Raw genomic sequence first — 22,486 nt, forward strand, 5'->3', positions numbered from 1 at the left:
TTGAATTCTTTTAATTAATTAATATCCAAACTAACAAAAGTCATAGGATATCAAAAAAAGAATTCAGATATTTATAATGCTATTAATCGAAGAAGCCAGTTTAACATATTAGTTTCTTAAAAAAGAAGCATCTATTTAAAAGTAGATGCTTTTTTTTATAAATTATCAGCTGTATTGCATTTAGCTTCCAACACAGAAATCTTTGCTACAGTTCTCTATTCATTCTTTTTTGACCTTATTCACCTTTAATATAAGCTATTCTAGATTATTATTAAGTTTATTCTGAAGTGTTCTTCTAGGAAGCAAATTTAATTTTAAAATTAATTGAATTTACTTCATTATTCTCGTCAGATGAAAGAATTTCTTATAACTTTCAGGTATGTTTGAAACTTCTAACAAAGATCCTGGTTTCATATAAGGATATATGTCTTCGTATGTTTGCACATTATATAAACCTACTCTTTTGCTTATGTGTTCACGGGTTAACTCTTCTGGACCGTTGAGACCAGCAGCAGCAACAAGCTCCAAGAAACTATGAATTGTAGCTTCATGATATCGTTTTGCTCTAGGTGCTTTGTCATCAACAACTAATCCTCTTGTTAAGGATGGGTTTTGGGTTGCAACACCAACAGGACAGGTATTTGAATTACATTGAAGCGCTTGAATACATCCAATTGAAAGCATCATGGCTCTTGCACTGTTACAGCCATCTGCGCCAAGAGCAATGGCTCTAGCCATATGAAAACCTGTAATGATTTTTCCAGCAACAATTACTTTTATTTCTTCTCTTAAACCAAAACCAACTAAGGTGTCATGAACAAAAATTAATCCTTCACGTAATGGCATTCCCATCGAGTTAGAAAATTCTACTGGTGCAGCTCCTGTACCCCCTTCTCCTCCATCAACAGTTATAAAATCTGGCAAAATTTTTGTGTAAATCATCGCTTCACAAAAATCCATAAACTCTTGTTTTCGACCTAAACATAATTTAAAACCTATAGGCTTTCCATCTGAAAGTTCTCGTAGCTTTTTTATAAAATGCATGAACTCAATCGGGTCTTTAAAAGCTGAATGAGAAGGTGGGGAATGTACTGCGATATGAGGTTTTATATGTCTTATTTTAGCTATTTCTTCAGTGTTTTTTGATGCAGGCAAGATACCTCCATGACCTGGTTTTGCGCCTTGAGATAATTTAATTTCAATCATTTTAACTTCTGGCCTGATAGCATTTTCTCTAAAAGTAGATTCATTAAAACTCCCATCATCATGTCTACAGCCAAAATAACCTGTTCCTATTTGCCAAATAAGATCTCCTCCATGTTCTAAATGGTAGTTACTAATACCACCTTCACCTGTATTATGTGCAAAATTTCCCATTTTAGCTCCTTTATTCAACGCCATAATGGCATTTTTACTTAAAGACCCAAAACTCATTGCAGAAATATTCAGCAAACTAGAAGAGTAAGGTTGCTTGCATTCTTTACCTCCAATCAATAATCTTGGAAACTCGCCTATATCTTTAGGGTTATTTTTTGCATACATCGAATGTTCCAACCATTCGTATCCAGAATGATATATATCCATTTGTGTACCAAATGGTTCGGTATCATTCATCCCTTTAGCTCTTTGATACACAAGAGATCTTAAAATACGGTTTATAGGTCGTCCTTGCGTGTCTGTTTCTACAAAGTACTGCATGATTTCGGGTCTAATAGACTCTAGCATGTATCTAAAACGACCTATAAGCGGAAAGTTTCTTCTAATAGTACGTTTCTTCTGAAAAACATCATAGAGACCTAAAAGGATAAGTGGTCCTATTAATAGAAATAGCCACAAAACTGGTTTCCAAAAAATGGAAATAATAGCAATGGACACTGTTAGCAGGAAAGAAATAATTACAAAGTATTCACGAGCTTTCATAAAGTAAATTGATTATTATGTTAAGAAAAAACATTTAAATTAGTTGATTTCAGTATGCTAAATATAATTTTAAAAATTAAGCAAATCTAGTTCTTAATTCTCGAATTATTAAGATAAATGTTCTTGTTAAAATAAAATAACACATGAAAATCTTGTCTGAAGTGCATCTAGGCATCTATCAACTTTTTCATGTATATTAATATATCGTTTAATGTATATTTTTAATCTTTGTCCCAAATAAACTGAAGGCAAATGCTACAACTGTTAATTTAACAAGTCTGTTTTGGGTTTGGATATTGTGATTAAACTATTTCTGCACTTAATCCAGCCTCTAATAACATAGAGCACCTTGGCTCTAATTCTTTGTAAGCTCCTGTTTTTACTGTGCATTTTCCTTTATAGTGGACTATAATAGAGCATTGCTCTGCTTGCTCAGCAGTATGTTGACATGCATAAATAAGCGTGTTTATAACGTGATCGAAAGTATTTACTTCATCATTATACAAAACAATCTCATTATTCTTTTGCTCTAAAGTGTCAACACTTCCTTGTTCTTGTATTTTTTCTTTAGTACTCATTATAAAAAGTTTTATCCTACTAATTTAAAAATTTTAATGCAACCCATTGGTTCTTTTCAATTGTTTCTACGAGTTTCAGTTGGTATTTATTACATGCTTCTTCAATAGCTGAAATATCATCTTTATAAAAGCCACTTAAAAACAACATCCCGTTGGCATTTAAGCATTTAATATAAGCTTCCATATCATTGAGCAAAATATTTCTGTTAATATTAGCAATTATTACATCATATGTTCTAACTCCCAACAAACTAGCATCGCCTTCCAAAACAGTTATATGCTTACAATTATTTCGCTCTACATTTTCTAAACTATTAATAAAGCACCAATTATCATAATCGATAGCATCAACTGGTTTGGCGCCTTTCATTTCAGCAAGAATAGCTAAAACTCCTGTACCACATCCCATATCTAAAACAGATTTCCCTTCAAAATCATTTTTTAAAATATGTTGGATCATCATGTGCGTGGTTTCATGATGTCCTGTTCCAAAACTCATTTTTGGTTCGATTACAATATCATAGGTGGTATCAGGTTTTTCATGAAAAGGCGCTCTTACAGAACATTTATTTGCAACAACAATCGGACTGAAATTCTTTTCCCATTCTTGATTCCAATTTACCTGTTCTATTTCATTAAAGGAATAATTAATTTGAAATTCATTTGATTTTAAAACCTGAATGTCCTCCAAAATAGCATCGTGCCATTCGTTTTTTTGAATATAAGCTGTAACACCTTCTTCGGTTTCCACAAAACTTTCAAAACCTGCATAACCTAACTCAGCAATTAAAATTTCTGTTCCAGGCTGTAAAGGGGATACTTTAAAATCGTAACCTATATATATAGTATTTGACATAATTTAATTTATTACTAAGAATTAAAAAGCGTTCACTATGGCATAAAAATCTTCTGCCTTAAGTGCTGCGCCACCAATTAATCCGCCATCTACATCTGGCTTAGAGAAAATTTCTTTAGCATTATTTGGTTTTACAGATCCTCCATATAAAATAGAAACACTATCTGCCACTTCTTTTCCATATTTGTTAGTCAACGTTTTTCTAATAAACGCATGCATCTCTTGAGCTTGTTCTGGACTTGCCGTTTCACCTGTTCCAATGGCCCAAACGGGTTCGTAAGCTAACACGATTCTTTCAAATGCATTTGCTTTTAAATGAAATAAGCCATTTTTTATCTGACTTTCGACAATAGCCTCGTGATTTCCTGCTTTTCTATCTGCTAATTCTTCTCCAAAACAAAAAATAACACGTATCTTATTATTCAACGCTGCATCAACTTTTTTTGCGAGCATGTCGTCCGTTTCATTAAAATAAGCACGACGTTCGCTATGCCCTAAAATGACTGTTTGCACTCCAACACTTTTTAACATATCTGCACTTACTTCTCCTGTATATGCTCCAGATTCTGCAAAATGCATATTTTGAGCAACCACTTCAATTTTAGAATTTCTAAGAGCCTCAAAGGCATGCCAAAGGTTTGTAAACGTTGGTGCAATCATCACCTCTGCATTAGACGTTTGAGCTTGTTTTTTTAATTCGGTGATTAATGATTCTGTCATTGCCAAATCATTATTCATTTTCCAGTTGCCTGCAACAATATGTTTTCTCATAATTCTTTTATTCTAAAGTTACTTTCGGATCTAGCCAAGCATATATAATATCTACAAAAATATTGATTATTATAAAGAGTAGTGCAATAATTAACACAGAACCCATAATAACTGGCAAATCTAAGGTATTTAAAGCATTTACAATCTCTTTTCCAAGGCCATTCCATCCAAAAATATATTCTACAAAAACGGCTCCAGCTAACATAGAGGCAAACCAACCTGAAATAGCGGTTACTACTGGGTTTAGTGCGTTTTTAATGGCGTGTTTTCTAATAATTTGAAATTCGCTTAAACCTTTAGCTCTAGCTGTTCTTATATAATCTTGATTAAAAACTTCTAATAAAGAGTTTCTCATTAATTGGATAACTACAGCCAAAGGACGAATTCCCAAAACAATAGCAGGAAGGATTAAATTTTTCCACTGAATGTGCATGGCTTCACCATAATCGTCTAATTCGTACAAACTCCCAGTCATTTCTAAATTTGTGTATTTGTGAAGTACAAACCCAAACAACCAAGCAAATAAAATAGCGCTGAAAAAAGAAGGCACACTCATACCAACTGTACTTACAATCTGGATGACTTTATCCAACCAAGTATCTTTATATAATGCAGAAACAACCCCTAAAACCAAACCGATTAAAAGTGCTATACAAATAGCACTTACTGCCAAAACAAAGGTGTTTGGCAGTGTTTCTGCTAAAACCTGACTCACTTTCTTTCCTTGTTTGGTAAAAGACTCTCTTAAATATGGGAATTTGACTACCGTTATGGTATTACCAATGGAGAACAAAGGTAAAGCTGAATATTTTCCATCTCGTAAATACGTGTACTCTGTTTCCGTTTGTGAATGAAACGAAATGGGTGACAAATCGTTTAAATAATAAAAATACTGTGTGCTTATGGGTTTATCGAAACCATACTTCTGTTTAACAATGGCTAATTGGGTACTATCTTCATTTTGACCAAGCATCATTTGTGCTGGATCTCCAGGAAGCACATTAAATAAAAAAAATATCACAGTCACTACTCCAAATAAAGTAAGCAAAGCGTACAGGGTTTTATTTAAAAGATAGCGAATCAGGTTATTCTTTCTTTAAAGTAATTTCAATGATAGAATTAAAATCTGTAACACCTCTTTCTCTAACTACAATAGTATCTTTAATAACATTGATTGATTCTATCGAGTTAGAATCTATTTGATCTACATAAGATTTTTCGTGTTGCATACCATCAACTAAATAAAGAGGAGTCTCTTCCACAACCTTTTCTTTTAAAGGTTCTACTTTACGTTCTACTTCTGGCAAACTCATATCCTCCAAGTCGTTCCAATGTACTTTTTGAATGACCGTTCCTTTTTCTAATTTTAAAATTCCAGGACTTGATCGAACTATGGTTTTAATTGCTTTTTCGTCGCAAAGGAAAAAATCGAAATTAAGTTTGTATAAGTCTTTCATGTACTGTTTGGAGTCTTCTCCAGAAGCTGTTAACCCTATTACGGTATATCCTTTTTTAAGAGCTTCATCTGAAAATGCTTTCAGTTTTACAACGCCATCTTTTTCTGCAGTATCTAGATTGTACATGGCAATCAAGATTAAATGATCTTCATTTAAGTAATATTCAGTAAAATCCTCTTCCATTGTTTCAATAGAAAAATCTTTAACAGGAGGATCGTAACCTTCTTCAATAATTTTAGTTTCAACCCCTACATATTCTCCTTCAACTTCAGGGTAACTTCCATCTGTTACAAACTCTGTATCCACTCCATTCACCTTTAATGTCCAAGTAAATTCTTGAACTGGTTTTGGCGCATCTTCTGGAACAATCATACCTTCCATTATGTTTTTACCAACAGCATAAGCTCTAAAATCAATAGATGGCAAATGCATTAAAACGTGATATCCAAACCATAAACAAGCAATAAAACTCAATAAAGCAGTGACAGTTAATCCTAATTTGCTAAAGATAGGTTTGATATGCTTTACACCAATAAATAAGATTAAAATTAAGACGAGCAAAATAACATCCTTTGTAAAACTTTCCCAAGGGGTTAATGGAATAGCGTCTCCAAAACAACCACAATCCTTTACTTTTTCGAAGTAAGCCGAGTAAAACGTTAGGAAGGTAAAAAAGACAATCATTCCTAATAAACTCCAAACTGTAAATTTTGGCTTGTAACCAATAAGCAAGAAAATTCCCAAGATTACTTCAAAAATCACTACGAAAACAGAGATTGCTAACGCATAAGGCTCCAAAAACGGAAGGTTAAGAACGTCCGTTCCAAAGTATTCTTGTAGCTTATACGAAAATCCTAAGGGATCGTTAAGTTTTATAAATCCAGAGATAATGAATAAAACGCCTACTAAAATTCTACTGATGTTTACTATGTATTTCATATTATATAATTAAATTTCAAATTCCAATCTCTAAATTCCAAAACGCTACTTAAGTAAATTCCAAATTTCAATCTCTAAATTTTAAAAAGTTCATTTTAATTTATTGATGATTGCTGAAAGTATTTTTCTTAATTCGTTAGCTTCTATTCTAATTTTAGGATTTGCTCTGTTTTCTCTTCGTTTAAGTCTTTCAGCAACCGAAGCCAATATTCACTTTCTTTGGCTTCCTTTCTTGATATTTTAAGTCTAAATTTTAAATCCTTTTCTTCTAATTTCTCATTTCCTTCAATATAATTGGCTCCAACTAACCAGAAGATCTAACAAGCTGTTTTCCATCCTCTCGATTAGAAATAGTTCTTTTTAAATCTCTTACTAAAAAACGACAATCCCTAGCGAACTCAAAAGTTCTTTCTTCTAAACTAAATGTTTTATTATCAATCATATCTGTTTAGGAGTTTTATTTTTTGAGATTTGGAATTTACATCAATCTTGCTCGAGCAAGATTAACGCAAAAACCGCATAATTTACCATATCTTGATAGTTAGCATCTATACCTTCACTAACCAAAGTTTTCCCTTGATTGTCTTCAATTTGTTTGACACGTAATAGTTTTTGCAGGATTAAATCGGTGAGACTACTTACACGCATATCTCTCCAAGCTTCACCATAATCATGGTTTTTATCCATCATCAATTGTTTGGTATGACCTATTTTTTCGTCGTATAATTTTGTAGCCTCCTCAACAGATAAATCTGGTTGCTCCACCACACCCTTTTCTAACTGAATTAAAGCCATTACACAATAGTTTATAATGCCTATAAACTCACTTTCCTGACCTTCATTTACTTTTTGGACTTCATTTTGTTGCAGCCCACGAATACGTTGTGCTTTTATAAAAATCTGGTCAGTAAGTGATGGTAAACGTAAAATGCGCCAAGCACTTCCATAATCCGACATTTTTTTAATAAATAAATCTCTACATGTTTTAATAACTGCGTCGTATTGTTTTGAAGTGTCTTGCATGAATTAAATTGAATTTTGCGTAAATTTCGCATAAATAGTTCAGAGTTCAAAGTTCTAAATTCAAAGTTTCGTTTCTTTGTGGCACTTTAAACACTGAATCCTAAATTTTAACTGTTTTTATGACCATAAACTGCAAAGGCAACCTTATAGATTTATCATCTCCAAAAATTATGGGAATTTTAAACCTAACTCCAGATTCTTTTTATGATGGTGGAAAATACAAAAATGAAAGTGAAATCCTATCTCAGGTTTATATGATGTTAAAATCTGGTGCAACATTTATCGATATTGGAGCTTACAGTTCTCGTCCAAATGCTAAACACATTACTGAAGAAGTAGAATTAAAGCGATTACTTCCAATAATTTCAATAATTATTAGAGAATTTCCTGAAATCCTAATTTCCATAGATACGTTTAGAAGTCAGGTTGCTAGACAAGGTATTGAGGCTGGAGCTGCTTTAATTAATGATATTTCAGCAGGAAAATTAGATAACCTTATGTTAGAAACTGTTGCAAAACTTCATGTACCTTATATCATGATGCACATGAAGGGCACACCACAGACCATGCAGCAACAAGCGACCTATGAGAATGTAATAAAAGACATTATATTTTATTTTTCTGAAAGAATATCTAAAGCAAAAGCTCTTGGAATTGTAGATATCATTGTGGATCCAGGATTTGGATTTGCAAAAACCAAAGAACAGAGTTTTGAAATATTAAAACATTTAGAGCTCTTTAAAATACTGGAAAAACCTTTTTTATCTGGAGTTTCCAGGAAATCCATGATTTATAAAACTTTAGAAAACTCCCCTAAAGAAGCATTAAATGGTACCACCGTTTTAAACACGATTGCCCTACAAAAAGGAACTTCCATTTTACGGGTTCATGATGTTAAAGAGGCTGTGGAATGTGTCAAACTATTAGAGCAATTAAAATCTTAACTATGAAATATTTTCAAATAGCCATGCTTTTGTTATTAATGTCTTGTAACAACGAGAAAGTGGTACAGCTTCCAGAGATAAACCAATCAGATATTTCAGAAATACTAGATGTATCTCCAGCGTATTTATTTTACGATGAAACCAAAGAAGACAGCGTAGAACTTAACAGAAGAACATTAATTATTACTACAAATTGGCTTATTAATGTAGATAAACGCTTGACCTTGAAACAAGCCATACCAAAAATAATCTATCTGCAAGACAAAAAAAGGAATGCCGAATTACATAAAAACGAAGAAGCCAAAAACTATTATACCTGTCATAATACTAGTATCAATAATTTAGGCTTTATAGAATTCACAAATGTTTATTATATTGAAAAGCAACCAAGCATCATTGATTTAAAAACCAATGAATATGCTATTGTGTTTCATGACACTTCAAATATTGAGATAAATTCTTCTAATACAGATTCATTTAAAACTTCAAAAGCATCGTTATTGAATGACTTAGATCAAGTGATTTCAAAGAATAGTGAATCAGTAACACTTCATTTATTTTTCAATAATAATTTAAGTTTTCAAGATTATATTAGCTTTAAATCGAAATTAAACACACTAAAAGATAAGAATGTTACCATTGCAAATGAAGAGTTCATAAGTAATTAAGATGCGTTCTAAGGATATTTTTCTAAATTTACCAAAACAGCTGACACTTGGAGATTTTTGACGACCTATTAAAATTTACAGTTATAGATATAGTAGATGTACTACTTGTGGCATTACTACTCTATTATGTTTACAAACTAGTTAAAGGTACTGTTGCCATCAATATCTTTATAGGAATTGTAATTATTTACTTTATTTATTTGCTTACAGAAGCTTTACAGATGAAAATGTTAAGCAAGATTCTTGGTGGATTTATGAGTGTTGGACTAATTGCCTTGATAGTGGTTTTTCAACAAGAAATAAGGAAATTCTTATTGATGGTAGGCTCTACCAATTTTAGTAAACGACGAAAATTTTTCGGACAGCTTAAATTTCTAAAAACTGAAACGGAAAACAAAACAGATGTCGATACCATTCTTTCAGCTTGTAATAAAATGGCAACCACTAAAACAGGTGCTTTAATTGTTTTTGAGTGCAATAATAATTTAGATTTTCTAGTAAACACTGGAGATTCCATGAATATTAAAGTCACACAACCTATTATTGAAAGCATCTTTTTCAAAAACAGTCCATTGCATGATGGTGCTATCATTGTAGTTGATAATATTGTAAAAGCAACCAGGGTCATACTTCCTGTTAGTAATGAAAAAAACTTACCACAACGTTTTGGCTTAAGACATCGTGCAGCCGTAGGCATTACAGAAAAAACAGATGCTTTAGCATTAGTTGTTAGTGAGGAAACTGGACAGATTTCCTTTTTTAAGGATGGAGAGTTTATTATGTTTAAAGACACGCAGGAACTTGCTCAAATAATTAAAAAAAATTTAGCTTAAAGAATGCATTTAAACAAATCATTTTACGCAACTTCTTCTTTCAGAAACTGAACTTCATATAGATTTCTATAGTAACCATTTTCTTTTTTAAGAAGTTCTTTGTGGGTTCCAACCTCAACAATTTCACCTGCATCCATAACAATAATCTTATCGGCTTTTTTAATGGTTGCCAATCTATGTGCAATAACAATAGAGGTTCGTCCTTTGGTTATCTTATAAGTAGCATTTTGAATAAGTTGTTCTGAATACGAATCTACAGAAGAAGTCGCTTCATCTAAAACCAAAATACTTGGATTGGTAACATAAGCTCTTAAAAACGAAATTAATTGTCGTTGTCCGGAAGATAACATAGCTCCACGCTCTTTAACATTATAATGATAGCCATTTGGAAGGCTCATTATAAAATCGTGGATTCCTATATCTTTTGCAGCTTGCTCCACATCCTGTAAACTAATGTTAGGATTGTTTAAGGTTATGTTCGTTAAAATAGTGTCGGCAAATAAAAATACATCTTGTAGTACAATGGCAATTTGGGTTCGTAAAGACGCTAGTTTTAATTCTTTTATATTAATAGTATCAATGCAAATAGTCCCTTTATTAATATCGTAAAATCTGTTTAATAAATTAATGATGGTCGATTTACCCGCGCCTGTAGCTCCAACAATAGCGACTGTTTCACCTACATTGACTTCAAAAGAAATTCCTTTTAACACTTCTTCGTCTTCTACATAACTAAAATGCACATCTTTAAATGAAATATGTCCATCAAAATGGGTCACTTCCATAGTGCCGTGGTCATCAATTTGCGAGGTTGTTTCAAGAACTCTAAACACTCTTTTTGCAGCCACCATTCCCATTTGTAGCGTATTAAACTTATCAGCAATTTGACGTAGCGGTCTAAACAACATAGGAATCATCATGATAAAAGCTGTTAAATCTCCCAACGAAGCTGTTTGATCTACAACTGCATTTAATCCTCCATACCATGCAATAAGTCCTATTGTGATTGATGAAGATAATTCGGCAATTGGAAAGAAAATAGAATTATACCATACCGTTTTTAACCAGCCTTTTTTATGACGCGCATTTATTTCTTGAAACTTTTTATATTCTGTATCCTCTCTTGTAAATAATTGAAGGATTTTCATTCCTGTAATACGTTCTTGAACAAAAGAGTTTAGATTAGAAACTTCGGTTCTAACCTCTTCAAAAGCACGTTTCATATACTTTTGAAAAATACGCGTGGCATATAATACTAAAGGCAACATTAAAAAGACTATAAAACTTAGTTCCCAATTCATATAAAGCATGACTATAGAAACAACCAACATGGTGAGTAAGTCTCTAAAAATCATAAAGAATCCTTCGCCAAAGACATCTGCAATACGTTCCATATCTGTAACGGCTCTCGTAATTAAAACCCCAACCGAAGAATTATCGAAGTATTTCATTCGAAACCGGATCATGTGATCAAAGAGTTTTACACGTATATCTTTAACAACACTCTGACCAAGAAACCCTGAATAATATATAAATAGCAACTGACAAACAACTTCAGCTATTAAAAGCGCTGCCATGATAAGTATATAAGGCAAAAAACCTTCCAATGTTTTGGTGGCAATATTTTTATCTATAGCCTGTTGTAAAATATAAGGTCTTAAGGCTCCAAAAACAGCAAGCAAAACTACAGCCACTAAAACCCCAACAAAAACATGTCTGTAGGGTTTAATAAACTTAAAAAGCTTCTTAAATAATTCTATTTCTAATATGGAGTCTATTTTACTCATATATTTCCAACAAAGGATCTTTTTTTATTGTTCGGATAATTTTATTGCTTCTGGATAAGCTACTTCAATTAAATATAAACCATGAGCTGGTACCGAAAAACCAGCTTCACTCCTATTCTTAGAAGCTAATATGTTGTGTATATCTTCAACATCAAGCTTTCCTAAACCAACATTTATTAAGGTTCCAACAATGGCTCGTACCATATTTCTTAAAAACCTGTCTGCCTTTATGGTAAACTGCAACTCGTTATCAACTAAATGCCACTTTGCATGCATGATATTACAATAATACGTATTAACATCTGTTTGGCTTTTAGAAAAGCATTGAAAATCTTTATAGCCTAATAATAGTTTAGTAGCTTCTTTCATCTTAGTCATATTTAGGTCTTGTTTTAAATAATAAGACCCATCAGAATTGAAAACATCCTTTGTTAAAGAAATTCGATACAAATACTTACGACTAAGAGCGTGAAATCTAGCATGAGCTTCTGGTTTTACTTTGAAAACATCCAAAATGGCTATGTTATTTGGCAAAAAAGAATTGAGCTTATAAATTAAATCTTCAGTTACAAATACAGTATCTGTATCAAAGTGAGCAAACATTTGTTTGGCGTGCACACCTGCATCTGTTCTCCCAGCTCCAACTATGGCTGTTGCATTATTTAAAAGAGTGGACAGGGCTTTTTCCACGACTTCTTGTACTGAGATAGCATTGGGTTGGTTTTGCCAACCATGATAATCTTTACCATTATATGTAAGCTCTAAAAAATATCTCAAAGGATTGTGCTATTTTTGTAAAAGACAAAGATAGAATTTTAATCGGTCTTGAAATTTCAAATAAAAGTTAAAAAACATGAGATTTCCTCCCAATAGTTATCGGGATTCGTAAAAAACATCTATGAAAAAAATACTTCTACTTTCAGATACACATAGTTATATTGATGACGCCATTTTAAAACATGTAAAACAGGCTGATGAAGTTTGGCATGCTGGTGATATTGGCGACTTAGATGTAACTAACCAAATAAAAAAACTAAAACCTTTAAAAGCTGTTTTTGGAAATATTGATGGACATGAAGCTAGAGCAGAATTTCCAGAAAACAATAGATTTATGTGCGAAGGTGTTGATGTTTGGATTACACATATTGGGGGATATCCAAATAAGTATGATGTAAGGATAAGAGAGTCTATAAGAAAAAATCCACCAGATTTATTTATCTGTGGGCATTCTCATATTTTAAAAGTGATGCCAGATAAAAAATTAAACTTATTACATATGAACCCTGGAGCTGCTGGAAAATACGGATTTCATAAGGTAAGAACCATGCTTCGTTTTGTAATAGATGGTAGTAATATAAAAGACCTTGAAGTTATTGAGTTTGAAGGGAGATAATAAAAAAACCCAAGATCTTCACCTTGGGTTTACGCACTAATACTACTAAGATATAAGGTTTATCTTAATCGATCTACAGATTTTACAAGATCTTCATCCTTCTTAATGGCCTTATTGGCTAATGCCAACAACACGATAGAAATAATAGGGAGAAAAATCCCAATACCTTTCTCCGAAACTTGCGTTTCTCCAGATACATTTAGAGATTGATACAAAAATAATCCTAGTAAAAAAAAGTTTAATATGATGTTAAGTCTTCCCAACATGAATTGAGATTTCCTTTGTTTAAATCTTGAAATTGAAAAAATTGATAAAAAAGCTGACACTAAAAAGATAGCAAAAATATAATTTATATCGTCTGCAAAGACTTTTACATTTTCGGGTGTTGTCCATAATTCAAACACATATATAAGCCCTCCAGAAACACCAGCAGCAAGTAAAAGATATATAGTTTGAATTCTTTGAAGCATTCTTTTTCCTAATTTTAGTTGACAAAAATAATGGTTTCTTTTTAATAAATTAACTAAATTAAATAAAATAAAGTTGTATAATTGCAATAACAAATTACAACTATCAGAGTTGTAAGCTGTTAATTCTTCAGAATAAAATCAATTTTTTTTCAGAAAAAATATATTTTAATATTTATAACAAATATTCAATTCAACATCAATGTTTGAAATCTCACAATTAAAAGAAATGAAGCTTCCTGAGTTACAGGAAATGGCTAAAAAACTGAACGTACCTAAATATCGTTCATTAAAAAAACTAGATTTAGTATACCAAATATTAGATCAGCAAGCTGCAAACCCTAAAGCAGTAAAGGAGGTTGTAAAAGAGGAGCCTAAAAAAGAAACTCCAAAAGCAGAAACACAAAAACCTCAACAACAAAAAAAACAAAGAGAGCGTATTCAACGTCCTGCTAAGGAAGCTAAAAAAAGCGACAATAAACCTTCTCAAGATTCGAAAACAGAAGCTCCAAAAGCTGTAAAACCAAAACCTCACCACCCAAAACCTTCCAAACCTACTCCAAGTAAAGATTCCGGGAATAAAGATAGAGAGGAACAGAAAAGCAACTCTAAAAACGATAATCAAAATCGTCCAAAAAGAGACAACAAAAATCAGAATAAAAATCAAAACTCAAATAGCAACAACGGAAACAAAGATACTAGAAACAGATATCGCGAACCAGATTTCGAATTTGATGCTATTATTGAAAGTGAAGGTGTTTTAGATGTTATGCAAGATGGGTACGGGTTCTTACGTTCATCTGATTACAATTACCTATCTTCTCCAGACGATATTTATGTGTCGCAATCTCAAATTAGATTGTTTGGTTTAAAAAAAGGAGATACTGTTCTCGGAAACGTGAGACCTCCAAAAGAAGGTGAAAAATACTTCCCTTTAATAAAAGTAAACAAAATTAATGGCCTTAGCCCAGATGTTGTTAGAGACAGAGTATCTTTTGAACATTTAACCCCACTTTTTCCTCAAGAAAAATTCAAGTTAGCAGAAAGACAAAGCACTATTTCTACTAGAATTATGGATTTGTTCTCTCCTATAGGAAAAGGACAACGTGGTATGATAGTATCTCAGCCTAAAACGGGTAAGACCATGTTACTTAAGGATGTTGCAAATGCAATTGCAGCCAATCATCCAGAAGTATATCAAATGATTTTATTAATAGACGAACGTCCAGAGGAAGTAACCGACATGCAACGTAATGTACGTGGCGAGGTTATAGCTTCAACCTTCGATAAGGAAGCTCATGAACACGTTAGAATTGCCGATATTGTTTTAGAAAAAGCAAAAAGACTTGTAGAATGTGGTCATGATGTTGTAATCTTATTAGATTCTATCACACGTTTAGCTAGAGCATATAATACGGTTCAACCTGCTTCGGGTAAAATATTAAGTGGAGGTGTGGATGCCAATGCTCTGCACAAACCAAAACGTTTCTTTGGTGCTGCTAGAAATATTGAGAATGGTGGTTCTTTAACTATAATAGCTACTGCTTTAACAGAAACGGGTTCTAAAATGGACGAAGTAATCTTTGAAGAATTTAAAGGAACTGGTAACATGGAGTTACAATTAGATAGAAAAATTTCTAATCGTAGAATCTTCCCTGCAATCGATCTTACTTCTTCAAGTACAAGACGCGATGATATCTTACTTGACGATAACACCATTCAAAGAATGTGGGTGATGCGTAAGTATTTAGCAGATATGAATCCAGTTGAAGCTATGGAATTTATTAATGAAAGATTTAAACAAACTAAAAACAATGAAGAGTTTTTAATTTCCATGAATGGATAAAAAACCTCTTTATAATTTAAAAAACAAAGCCTTGATTTCTCAAGGCTTTGTTTTTAATAAATATTTCTAATTATAAAAAATAAAAAAACCTTTCAAAAATATTGAAAGGTTTTATTATATATAATTCTTATTGTTTCTTATAAAGAAGCAACATGCTTAGATAAATTCGATTTTAAGTTCGATGCTTTATTAGCATGAATAATATTCTTTTTAGCTAATTTATCAATCATAGAAGACACTTCTGGAAACATTGCTTCTGCTTCAGACTTAGACTCCAAGTCGCGTAATTTTTTAATAGCATTACGAGTAGTCTTATGCTTATATCTATTTGTTAAACGTTTAGCTTCGTTACTTCTAATTCTCTTTAATGCTGACTTATGATTTGCCATTGTATTATCTTTCTTTTATAAAAATTGTAGCCCGTAGGGGAATCGAACCCCTCTTACCAGGATGAAAACCTGGCGTCCTAGCCGATAGACGAACGGGCCATTTTGTTTTGAGTGCGCAAATATATAACTATATATTTAAACTTGCAATACTTTTCAAAATAACTAACAATGTTTCCATTGTTTACTTGCTTGACTCCATTAATATAATTTATATCACTCAAGCGGCTGCAAAAATACAACTATTTTTAAATGTTGCAACACCTAATTAAACTTTTTTTAAAAAAAGTTTAATTAATATGCTTTTGCGAACAATACTCTACCTTTTGAAGGCTTTCCTGAATAGACACAAACACCATTTTCCGGAGTTTCATCTGTAGGAATACATCTAATAGTAGCTTTTGTTATTTCTTTTATCTTAGATTCGGTTTCTTCTGTCCCGTCCCAATGTGCGGAAAGAAATCCTCCTTTTGTTTCTAAAACATTCTTAAATTCATCAAATGTGTCTACTAAAGTTAAATGAGAGTCTCTAAAATCCAATGCTTTCTTATATAACGTGTTTTGAATTTCGGTCATTAAACCTTCTACTCTAGACGTTACATTGTCTAAAGCAATAACTTCTTTAGTCAAGGTATCCCTTCTGGCCAATTCTACTGTTCCATTTTCTAAATCTTTTGGTCCAATAGCTATTCGTAATGGTACACCTTGTAATTCGTGCTGAGCAAATTTAGCACCAGGTCTTAATGTGGTTCTATCATCAAATTTTACAGAAACATGCTTAGCTCTTAAATCGCTCATCATCAAATTGGCAATTTTAGAAATCTCTTCTAATTGCTCATCTGTTTTATATATAGGTACAATAACCACTTGGTTTGGAGCCAAATTCGGAGGTAAGACTAGACCTTTATCGTCGCTATGTGTCATAATTAACGCTCCCATAAGTCTGGTTGAAACACCCCATGAAGTTGCCCAGACATAATCTTGTTTTCCTTCTTTAGATGTGAATTTTACATCGAAAGCTTTAGCAAAATTCTGACCAAGAAAGTGCGAAGTACCTGCTTGTAAAGCTTTTCCATCTTGCATTAAGGCTTCAATACAGTAAGTTTCTACTGCCCCGGCAAAACGTTCACTTTCCGTTTTTATTCCTTTTACAACTGGAATGGCCATAAAGTTTTCAGCAAAGGTAGCATACACATTGTTCATTAATTCTGCTTCTTTTATAGCTTCAGCTTTTGTTTCATGTGCTGTATGACCTTCTTGCCATAAAAATTCAGCTGTTCGTAAAAACAAACGTGTTCTCATTTCCCAACGTACTACGTTTGCCCATTGGTTTATAAGTAGTGGTAAATCTCTATAAGATTGGATCCATCCTTTATAGGTATTCCAAATAATTGCTTCACTAGTTGGTCTAACTATTAGTTCTTCTTCCAATTTAGCCTCTGGATCTACACGTAGTTTTCCTGGATTATCAGGATCGTTCTGTAGCCTATAATGTGTAACAATAGCACATTCTTTGGCAAACCCTTCAGCATTTTTTTCTTCAGCTTCAAACAAACTTTTCGGCACAAATAAAGGAAAATACGCATTCTGATGCCCAGTCTCTTTAAACATACGATCTAGTTCTGCTTGCATTTTTTCCCAAATAGCATAGCCATAAGGTTTAATAACCATACAACCTCTAACTGCAGAATTTTCTGCAAGGTCTGCTTTTACTACAAGTTCGTTATACCATTTGGAATAATCTTCGGCTCTACTTGTGAGATTTTTACTCATATTCAGGATTTTGGCACAAATATTGTGATTATGTTAAATATAAAAATAGTTGGGCAAAACTAACTATTTTTGTTATGTTCAACAATAAAAATCAAGAGATATGCAAATTAATAACTCCTTTTTAACGAAAACACCATATATAGCTATTTTTAGCCTATTTGCTGTTTTGGCATCTTGTGGTTCTTCACAAAATGTCGTACAAGACAACGATGGTATTTATGGTTCAGATACAAACGTTGAATACCAAGAAAATGCTGTTACAGAGATTGAAAAAGAATCTAGTAGTCAAACTTTCTATAAAAATTATTTTAAAGAAAAATCTTTAGAATATCAACTACCTGAAGAAGAAAATGAAGATGATGTTTTTACAGATGTTGATTCTTACGAAGGGGAATATGCTGTAGCTCAAGACACCTCAGCTGTTGAATACGATAGCTATGCAGGTTGGGGAGAAGACAACAGTAGCGTTTCTATTACTATTAGCACTGGATTTAGTTATGGCTGGGGTTACAACCCTTGGTATTCGCCTTATTATTATGGCGGGTATTATCCTTATTATAGTTATGGCTGGGGTTACACCCCTTGGTATCCTTATTATGGAGGCTTCTATGGTGGATATTATGGCGGTGGCTATTACAATGGTTATTATCCTTATGGTGGTAGAGGCGTTTCATACAATTCTGGAAGACGTGGAAGTTATTACGCTGGAAACTATTACAACAATAGAAATTCTAATTATTACAATTCACGAACAAGAAATTCAAGTTCTAATTTAGGATACACTACTCCAAGAACAAGAAGTAATTCTACTGTTAGACCTAGCTCAACAACTAGACCAAACTCGACTGTTAAACCTAGAACTAGAGATAATTCTACAGTAAGACCAAACACGACTGTAAAGCCTAGAACTAGAGATAATTCAACTGTTAGACCTAGAACAAAATCTAACAATAACAATGTGTCTCCTAGACCAAGAACTAACTCGACACCCAGATCCACTTCTCCTACCAAATCTTACACACCAAGTCGTTCATCAGGTAATTCATCACCATCATTCTCTTCTGGAGGAAGAGGAAGAAGTTCTGGAGGTAGTATGAGAAGTTCTGGTGGTGGCGGAAGAAGTTCTGGTGGTAGAAGGTAAAATTGTTTAAAAAAAGAAAAAGAAAATATTATGAAAAAGTTACTTTTACTATTCATAGGTATACTTGCTATGACTTCTCTTAACGCACAAGATGTAACAGACGCTGTAAGATACACTCAGGATGAAATACAAGGTACTGCAAGATATAGAGGTTTAAGTGGTGCTTTTGGTGCCTTAGGAGGAGATATGAGTGCTGTTAGTATTAACCCGGCTGGATCTGCAATATTTAATTCCAGTCATATCTCTTTGTCTCTATCAAATAACAACATTAAAAATGAAACACAGTACTTTAATGGTTTTAACACTTCTAAAGAGTCGAATATCGATTTAAATCAGTCTGGAGCAACTTTCGTTTTTTATAACAGAAATAGCAATTCGGATTGGTCCAAATTTGCTTTTAGTGCTGCTTATGATAAAGTCCAAAATTATAATAACGATTGGCTTGCTAATGGTTCAAGCAATACATCCATTGACAGATATTTCTTGGACATTACAGAAAAACAGAATGTCCCTTTTGGTGTTTTAAAACTTCAACCAGGAGAATATCTTGAAGAAGCATACGCAGATATTGGCTCTAATCCTAATTATGGCTATCCAGTACAACAAGTATTTCTAGGATATTGGGCTGGTATTATTGATCCTGTTAATATGGATAATAATACTAACGACGACAATATTGATTATTTTTCTAATACAGCACCTGCAAATTCTTATTATCAAGAATATTATTATGCATCATCTGGATACAATGGAAAGTTCTCTTTAAATTTTGCTACAGCATATAAAGATAGATTGTATTTAGGTGTTAATTTGAATTCACATTTCATTAATTACGATAAGTTTACCAGTTTTTATGAAACCAATTTAGACCCTGATTCTTTAACTAAAAATATTTATTTTGAAAACTGGCTTTCTACATTTGGTTCAGGATTTTCATTCCAACTAGGTGCTATTGCCAAAATCACCAAAGATTTTAGAATGGGTTTATCTTATAGTTCTCCAACATGGTATCGCATTGAAGAAGAATTGATTCAAGGTATTAACTCTAATATTGCTGATTCTGATATAGGATATATTTCGAATATAATTAATATTTACCCGTCATATAACATTCAAACCCCTGGGAAATTTACAGGAAGTTTGGCTTATATTTTTGGAGAGTATGGTTTAATTAGCTTTGATTATTCTTTAAAAGATTATGGCAACACTAAATTTAAACCAAATTCCGACGCTTATTTTAGCACACAAAATAGGGCCATTAACAATCAATTAACCACTGCTTCTACTTATAAGGTTGGTGGTGAGTTAAGATTGAAACAAGTTAGCCTAAGAGGTGGATACAGATTTGAGGAAAGTCCTTATAAAAATGGAACTACCATTGGAGATTTAAATGGCTACTCTTTAGGTTTAGGCTATAATTTTGGAAATTTTAAATTAGATATGGCTTTTGATCAAGCAAAACAATCTTCGGAGTATAAGCTATATAGCAATTCTGGCTTCAACAATAGTACTTCATTAGACTCAAAATTTACAAATGTGACTTTTACAGTTGCTTTTAATTTGTAGTTGACAACATCTTAAAAAAATTAAAACTCAGATAAATATATATATTTATCTGAGTTTTTTTATGTCACAAATTATGAAACTATCTTTTTAAAGTGAAATGCGCTTTATATGCTTTCTGGCTCCCCTCACTTTCACCCAATTCTCTGTAGTCAATAGTAAACCAATAATCACTAGACGGTAATAATTCGCCATTATAAGTTCCATCCCATCCAGGACCAGTTGGACTTAATTGTTTAAGGAGTTTACCGTAACGATCGTAAATAAATATTTTGGCATCAAATTGATTTTCTAATCCAAAAATTTTCCAGGTATCATTATACCCATCATTGTTTGGAGTAAAGAATAATGGATAATCCATAACTAAAACCGAATCACTAGCTATACCACAACCATTAATGTCTCTGGCCTGGATAAGGTGTTCTCCAAAAGCTACGTTAGAGAACGTATAGGTATTGGAATTTGGCTCATTACTCATCCAAGGTCCATGGTTGATGCTAAACTCAAATATGGCTGCTCCATCTCCAGTTGCTGTTACTTCAATAATATGATTGTTTGCAAAAGCCTCTGTAGTAACTGTAGCAACTACATTTGGTGGAGAGCTTTCTAATACCAATATATCTTTCGTATTTGTACAACCAGTTGATAAACTGGTTACCATAACAGAATAAACTCCTCCTTGTGTAGGTTCAAAAACAGATTGAGTTGATAAAACATCTAATGGATGACTTGTTTCAATCCATTCAAAATTATAATTTAAGTCATTTAAGCCTGTATCTAAAATAAGGCTATTAACCACTTCCGAACCGTTTGTATTTACACACAAATAATAAGTTTCATTTAAATTTATTTCAGGAAGTAAATTAACTTCAATATTCAGAGTTCCAATATCAAAACAATTGACAATAGTTGACGTTGCATTTTCAATTCTTACATAAAGAACTTCTGAATTGGTGCTATTTAAATATAAGTTTGGAAGCATATTTTCTTCAGCTATTGCATCCATTTCGTTCTGATAAAATGTTACGGAATACAAATCAGGATCTAATCCATCTAATATTTCTGATGTTTTGGTACCTAAATCAAACTCAGCTAAACCATCGTTTACATCTAAGTTATCGCAAATAATAAATGGAGTTACATTGCTTGGGTACGTAGGTGTGTCAAGAAAATCTACCGTAAAGTCGTATAATTGCAATAGGTCTCCATCAGTATTATAAGCTTCAGCCCGATATAAATAAGAATTATCAACATTATAAAAAGCCGAGTTTTCTCCAGGAATAAGTAAATAATCTCCTGGATTAGACAAATCTTCTACATACCACATATAATCTGTAGCAGATGGTGTGGTTGCATCTAAAGTAAAGCTATCTCCCTGGCAAGCTGTAAAATCTTCTAAAATAGCACAATTCGTAGAGCCTTCACCATTTAACTGACCAATACTGATAAAACCAGCTTGTCCAGAAAAATTTGTTACCAACAATAAATAATATTCACCAGTTGTTGCATTTATAATATCTGCTGTTTCGATACCATTTGGAGAATAGCTACAATCCACTGTATTTGCAGCTGTTAAACTTGTATTACACGCTTCTGAAGTATTAGTAAACGGTCCGTAAATAATAAAATCAACATCTATATTTGGACTACCGCCAAGCTCTGTACTTTGCTCGATAATTAAATTAATATTGCCACTTAGTCCTATCTGAAGAAAAAACCAAGCTGGATTGGGTTGGGTTAATAAACACCCATAATCTGGACCAACTTCAGCACTGGTGCCATCGGACGTATTTGCAAATGAAAATTCTGCAGAGCTACATATTGGTTCTGCCTCTTCACAAATATTTGCTCCTCCTAGTTGGCTAAATCCTAAATGACAAGCCAAGTAAAAACAAAAAAATAATATATGTGATTTATTTTTCAAAATAAAAAATGAGTAAATTTATTATAGCCGAACCATAACAAATTTACTCATTAAATTTTCTAATTGTCGAAAAAACCTACCTTTTTAAACTAAAGTGTGCTTTAAACTGTTTTTGTGCACCTTCACTTTCACCCAATTCTCTGTAGTCAATAGTAAACCAATAATCACTAGACGGTAATAATTCGCCATTATAAGTTCCATCCCATCCAGGACCAGT

22 protein-coding genes and 1 tRNA gene are annotated in these 22,486 nt (G+C 32.7%); 7 read left to right on the top strand and 16 right to left on the bottom strand.

Annotated elements, in window-relative coordinates; translation table 11 throughout:
- Positions 1-330: 330 nt before the first annotated feature.
- The 8 genes from OS191_RS14060 to OS191_RS14090 form a co-directional block, all read right to left on the bottom strand.
- A complete protein-coding gene (locus tag OS191_RS14060) occupies positions 331-1,920 on the bottom strand; it encodes an FMN-binding glutamate synthase family protein (RefSeq protein ID WP_267156352.1) in 1,590 nt (529 codons plus the stop codon).
- A 302-nt stretch (positions 1,921-2,222) separates the two neighbouring features.
- Positions 2,223-2,498 carry an ATP-dependent Clp protease adaptor ClpS gene (locus OS191_RS14065; RefSeq protein ID WP_267156353.1) on the bottom strand — a complete coding sequence of 92 codons (276 nt, stop codon included), beginning with the start codon at positions 2,496-2,498 and terminating at the stop codon, positions 2,223-2,225.
- A 19-nt stretch (positions 2,499-2,517) separates the two neighbouring features.
- Positions 2,518-3,354, bottom strand: a complete 837-nt coding sequence (gene prmA, locus OS191_RS14070; RefSeq protein ID WP_267156354.1) for a 50S ribosomal protein L11 methyltransferase — start codon at positions 3,352-3,354, stop codon at positions 2,518-2,520.
- Between the two features lie 21 nt (positions 3,355-3,375).
- Positions 3,376-4,125 (bottom strand): triose-phosphate isomerase, encoded by a 750-nt coding sequence (tpiA, locus tag OS191_RS14075; protein WP_267156355.1) that lies wholly within the window; start codon positions 4,123-4,125, stop codon positions 3,376-3,378.
- Positions 4,126-4,132: 7 nt separating this feature from the next.
- Positions 4,133-5,209, bottom strand: a complete 1,077-nt coding sequence (locus OS191_RS14080) for an ABC transporter permease (protein WP_267156454.1) — start codon at positions 5,207-5,209, stop codon at positions 4,133-4,135.
- Position 5,210: 1 nt separating this feature from the next.
- Complete coding sequence (locus tag OS191_RS14085; RefSeq protein ID WP_323370145.1) at positions 5,211-6,521, bottom strand: BT_3928 family protein; 1,311 nt, start codon at positions 6,519-6,521, stop codon at positions 5,211-5,213.
- A gap of 143 nt (positions 6,522-6,664) precedes the next feature.
- Positions 6,665-6,838 carry a four helix bundle protein gene (locus OS191_RS15590; RefSeq protein ID WP_416236428.1) on the bottom strand — a complete coding sequence of 58 codons (174 nt, stop codon included), beginning with the start codon at positions 6,836-6,838 and terminating at the stop codon, positions 6,665-6,667.
- Positions 6,839-7,004: 166 nt separating this feature from the next.
- Complete coding sequence (locus tag OS191_RS14090; protein ID WP_267156356.1) at positions 7,005-7,544, bottom strand: DUF1599 domain-containing protein; 540 nt, start codon at positions 7,542-7,544, stop codon at positions 7,005-7,007.
- Between the two features lie 119 nt (positions 7,545-7,663).
- Between OS191_RS14090 and folP the strand changes: the two genes are divergently transcribed.
- The 3 genes from folP to cdaA are packed head-to-tail and all read left to right on the top strand — an operon-like array spanning position 7,664 to position 9,989.
- Positions 7,664-8,488, top strand: a complete 825-nt coding sequence (gene folP / locus OS191_RS14095; protein ID WP_267156357.1) for a dihydropteroate synthase — start codon at positions 7,664-7,666, stop codon at positions 8,486-8,488.
- 2 nt (positions 8,489-8,490) lie between these two features.
- Entirely contained in the window at positions 8,491-9,156 is a 666-nt protein-coding gene (locus OS191_RS14100) for a hypothetical protein (protein ID WP_267156358.1), read from the top strand.
- A 47-nt stretch (positions 9,157-9,203) separates the two neighbouring features.
- A complete protein-coding gene (cdaA, locus tag OS191_RS14105; RefSeq protein ID WP_267156359.1) occupies positions 9,204-9,989 on the top strand; it encodes a diadenylate cyclase CdaA in 786 nt (261 codons plus the stop codon).
- 23 nt (positions 9,990-10,012) lie between these two features.
- Here cdaA and OS191_RS14110 read toward each other — a convergent pair whose 3' ends face one another.
- Together OS191_RS14110 and truA are read right to left on the bottom strand one after the other, a co-directional pair.
- Complete coding sequence (locus tag OS191_RS14110; protein ID WP_267156360.1) at positions 10,013-11,776, bottom strand: ABC transporter ATP-binding protein; 1,764 nt, start codon at positions 11,774-11,776, stop codon at positions 10,013-10,015.
- Positions 11,777-11,800: 24 nt separating this feature from the next.
- Positions 11,801-12,553, bottom strand: coding sequence for a tRNA pseudouridine(38-40) synthase TruA (gene truA / locus OS191_RS14115; protein WP_267156361.1), 753 nt, complete (start codon positions 12,551-12,553; stop codon positions 11,801-11,803).
- A 121-nt stretch (positions 12,554-12,674) separates the two neighbouring features.
- Here truA and OS191_RS14120 point away from each other — a divergent pair, with 121 nt between their 5' ends.
- Positions 12,675-13,169, top strand: a complete 495-nt coding sequence (locus tag OS191_RS14120; RefSeq protein WP_267156362.1) for a metallophosphoesterase family protein — start codon at positions 12,675-12,677, stop codon at positions 13,167-13,169.
- Positions 13,170-13,228: 59 nt separating this feature from the next.
- Here OS191_RS14120 and OS191_RS14125 read toward each other — a convergent pair whose 3' ends face one another.
- Positions 13,229-13,639, bottom strand: a complete 411-nt coding sequence (locus OS191_RS14125; protein ID WP_267156363.1) for a DUF4293 domain-containing protein — start codon at positions 13,637-13,639, stop codon at positions 13,229-13,231.
- 199 nt (positions 13,640-13,838) lie between these two features.
- Here OS191_RS14125 and rho point away from each other — a divergent pair, with 199 nt between their 5' ends.
- Complete coding sequence (gene rho, locus OS191_RS14130) at positions 13,839-15,482, top strand: transcription termination factor Rho (protein ID WP_267156364.1); 1,644 nt, start codon at positions 13,839-13,841, stop codon at positions 15,480-15,482.
- 137 nt (positions 15,483-15,619) lie between these two features.
- On the opposite strand, the gene rpsT is transcribed toward rho, so the two are convergent.
- The 3 genes from rpsT to proS all read right to left on the bottom strand — a co-directional run bounded on the left by rpsT (position 15,620) and on the right by proS (position 17,641).
- Complete coding sequence (gene rpsT, locus OS191_RS14135; protein WP_267156365.1) at positions 15,620-15,871, bottom strand: 30S ribosomal protein S20; 252 nt, start codon at positions 15,869-15,871, stop codon at positions 15,620-15,622.
- Between the two features lie 27 nt (positions 15,872-15,898).
- Positions 15,899-15,970 (bottom strand) — tRNA-Glu (locus tag OS191_RS14140).
- A gap of 192 nt (positions 15,971-16,162) precedes the next feature.
- Entirely contained in the window at positions 16,163-17,641 is a 1,479-nt protein-coding gene (proS, locus tag OS191_RS14145; RefSeq protein WP_267156366.1) for a proline--tRNA ligase, read from the bottom strand.
- 100 nt (positions 17,642-17,741) lie between these two features.
- On the opposite strand from proS, the gene OS191_RS14150 reads away from it, so the two are divergent.
- A complete protein-coding gene (locus OS191_RS14150; RefSeq protein ID WP_267156367.1) occupies positions 17,742-18,782 on the top strand; it encodes a hypothetical protein in 1,041 nt (346 codons plus the stop codon).
- 30 nt (positions 18,783-18,812) lie between these two features.
- The gene (locus OS191_RS14155) at positions 18,813-20,348 is read left to right on the top strand and encodes an OmpP1/FadL family transporter (RefSeq protein WP_267156368.1); all 1,536 of its coding nucleotides are present in this window, start codon (positions 18,813-18,815) and stop codon (positions 20,346-20,348) included.
- A 79-nt stretch (positions 20,349-20,427) separates the two neighbouring features.
- Here OS191_RS14155 and OS191_RS14160 read toward each other — a convergent pair whose 3' ends face one another.
- Positions 20,428-22,230, bottom strand: coding sequence for a T9SS type B sorting domain-containing protein (locus OS191_RS14160; protein ID WP_267156369.1), 1,803 nt, complete (start codon positions 22,228-22,230; stop codon positions 20,428-20,430).
- A 115-nt stretch (positions 22,231-22,345) separates the two neighbouring features.
- The coding region (locus tag OS191_RS14165; RefSeq protein ID WP_267156455.1) for a T9SS type B sorting domain-containing protein at positions 22,346-22,486 on the bottom strand (141 nt) is incomplete at its 5' end.

Source organism: Xanthomarina sp. F2636L (assembly GCF_026410195.1).
Classification (GTDB): Bacteria; Bacteroidota; Bacteroidia; order Flavobacteriales; family Flavobacteriaceae; genus Xanthomarina.